Below are 2,866 nucleotides of genomic sequence, written 5' to 3'. Positions count from 1 at the left end.
CGCATCTACCAAAAACTGCCAAGTCGTTGATAATCAAGGCATGAATAGTGTATTTACTGCCGAAAAAGACATCCAAGGGATGCGCGAGGCTGGCCGCCTAGCCAGTGAAGTTCTTGATCATGTTGCTCCACACGTCAAAGCGGGTGTGAGCACCGCCGAATTGGATCGCATTTGCCACGAATACATGCGAGATGTTCAAAAGACCATTCCTGCCCCATTGAACTACCAACCGCCAGGATACCCACCCTTTCCGGCATCCATCTGCACTTCGGTAAATGATGTCATTTGCCATGGCATCCCTGGCGAAAAGATTTTAAAGATTGGTGATGTCGTGAATCTCGATATCACTGTCATTACTCCGGATGGCTACTACGGCGATACCAGCCGTATGTTTATGGTTGGCGAGGTTTCCGTATTAGCCAAACGTCTTACTCAAATTACTTTTGAATGTATGTGGCTTGGCATTGCACAAGTGAAGCCTGGTGCTTCGCTTGGAGATATTGGTCACGTCATTCAACAGCATGCTGAAAATGCTGGCTACTCCGTTGTCCGTGAATATTGCGGTCATGGCATTGGCAAAGTGTTTCATCAGGATCCACAGATTCTTCACTATGGCCGCCCTGGCACTGGTGAAAAGTTAAAAGAAGGAATGACCTTCACTATTGAACCCATGATCAATGCTGGCAAACGTGATATTCGCACCATGCCAGATCAATGGACGGTGAAGACTAAAGATCGCAGCCTGTCTGCACAATGGGAACACACGCTTTTAGTAACAGCTACTGGTGTTGAAGTGCTTACTTGGTCAGAGGGTAGCAATCCAGCTCCTGATTGCGTTAAAGGACTATCCTTTAGGCCAAGTCTAGCAAGCGCATAAATTCATGAACAAGCCCAGGGCAGCCAGCAATATTACCGATGCAGCTAGCCTGCGTGCAGCTCGCGAAGTTGCTTACGACGACTTCAGGAAAACACAGGTAGTAGGTAGGTTAACCAAACAACTTACCAAGATGAGCGATCAAGTACTCGCCCATCTCTGGAGTAGCTGCGGCTTAAACAATGAAGCCAGCTTAATTGCCGTTGGCGGTTATGGAAGAAATGCTTTATTCCCCCATTCTGATATTGATATTCTCATTCTGCTCCCAGCCGAAGAAAAAAATGCACTCGCTTTATCAAAACAGGTTGAACAGTTTATAGCCAGCTGCTGGGATATGGGATTAGAGATAGGCTCTTCAGTGCGGAATACCGCAGAATGCATGTCTGAATCCGAGCAAGATGTCACTGTACGCACATCACTCTTAGAAGCACGATTTCTGTGTGGCAATAGACAGCTATTTAAAGATTTTGAAAAAGCCTTTGAAGCAGCCATGGATCCAAAGTCATTCTTTCAGGCTAAGCTAGCAGAGCAAATTCAGCGTCACTACAAATACCAAGATACACCCTACTCTTTGGAACCCAATTGCAAAGAGAGTCCTGGTGGCTTGCGTGACTTACAGGTCATATCCTGGGTCAGTAAAGCAGCGCACTTAGGTAATACATTCAAAGATCTCAGTCTTGCTGGCCTGGTAACTCAACGTGAGTTAACTGAACTCAATCGCAACCAGCGTTTTTTAGAAACTCTACGCGCTAACCTTCATCTACTAGCTAAACGTAGGCAAGATGTATTGGCCTTTGACTTACAAGCACCGCTTGCTGCAGCCATGGGTATGAAAGAAGAGTCCTCTAGGCTAGCTAGTGAGGCCATCATGCGCCGCTACTATTGGGCAGCTAAAGCAGTTAACCAATTAAATGATGTGCTGCTGCAGAACATTGAAGCACTACTCTTTCCCCAAGAGTCTAAAACAACCCATGCGATTGGCGGTGAAGGCAATGAGTGCTTTATTGAGCGTCAAGGTGTCTTAGATATCACCGACCCCCAGTTGTTTCAGAAGCACCCAGAACAAATTCTGCGTACCTTCTTGGTCTTTGCACAAACAGCCAACGTCAAGAGCTTATCTGCAACTATCTTTAGAGCGCTATACAACGCGCGTCAGAAGATGGATAGCAAATGGCGCAAAGATCCAGTCAATCGTGCACTCTTTATTGAGATCCTGAAAGAGCCAGAAGGAGTGAGTCGGGCCTTCCAGCTCATGAACCGCACCAGCGTACTTGGTCGCTATCTACCCGCCTTTAGAAAAATTGTTGGTCAAATGCAGCATGACTTATTTCATGTCTATACGGTTGACCAACACATCTTGATGGTTCTACGTAATGTGCGTCGCTTTATGGTGGTCGAGCATACGCATGAATTTCCCTTCTGTAGTAGCCTGATTGCCCACTTTGAAAAACCTTGGCTATTGGTGATTGCCGCCCTATTTCATGACATCGCCAAAGGACGTGGTGGTGATCACTCGGAACTTGGCAAAGCAGATATGCGTAAGTTCGCAAAAGATCATGGTTTGGATAAAGCGGATACCGAGTTATTGGTATGGCTGGTTGCAGAACACTTGAATATGAGTCAAGTAGCTCAGAAACAAGACATTACAGATCCAGAAGTAGTGCAGGCGTTTGCTAAAAAGGTAGGTGATGAGCGCCATCTCACAGCACTATATCTATTAACTGTTGCTGATGTCCGCGGCACTAGCCCTAAAGTCTGGAATGCCTGGAAGGGCAAACTATTAGAGGATCTCTATCGCGTCACCTTACGTGTATTGGGTGGTGCAAAACCAGATGCTTCTTCCGAGCTTGCACAGCATCAAGAGGGATCTCGCGCCAAGCTACGTCTCTATGCAATTGAAGATTCTGCTTATGAGAATTTATGGAAGCAGTTAGATGTTGCCTTCTTCTTGCGTCAAGATGCGGCAGATATTGCTTGGCTTACACGCCATCT

2 protein-coding genes are annotated in these 2,866 nt (G+C 46.4%); both read left to right on the top strand.

Annotated elements, in window-relative coordinates; genetic code table 11:
- Positions 1–40 precede the first annotated feature (40 nt).
- Positions 41–877, top strand: coding sequence for a type I methionyl aminopeptidase (gene map / locus B7Y67_RS14420; protein ID WP_215386109.1), 837 nt, complete (start codon positions 41–43; stop codon positions 875–877).
- 4 nt (positions 878–881) lie between these two features.
- On the top strand, positions 882–2,866 hold a 1,985-nt coding region (locus B7Y67_RS14415; RefSeq protein WP_293599235.1), incomplete at its 3' end, for a [protein-PII] uridylyltransferase.

This window comes from Polynucleobacter sp. 35-46-11, assembly GCF_002281105.1.
The sequence above is the reverse complement of the archived record's forward strand: the minus strand, read 5'-3'. Positions and strand labels throughout refer to the sequence as shown.

What these genes read in the sequence shown, in the direction of transcription:
- map (WP_215386109.1), top strand. Translation starts at nt 41, where the DNA reads ATGAATAGTGTATTTACTGCCGAAAAAGACATCCAAGGGATGCGCGAG.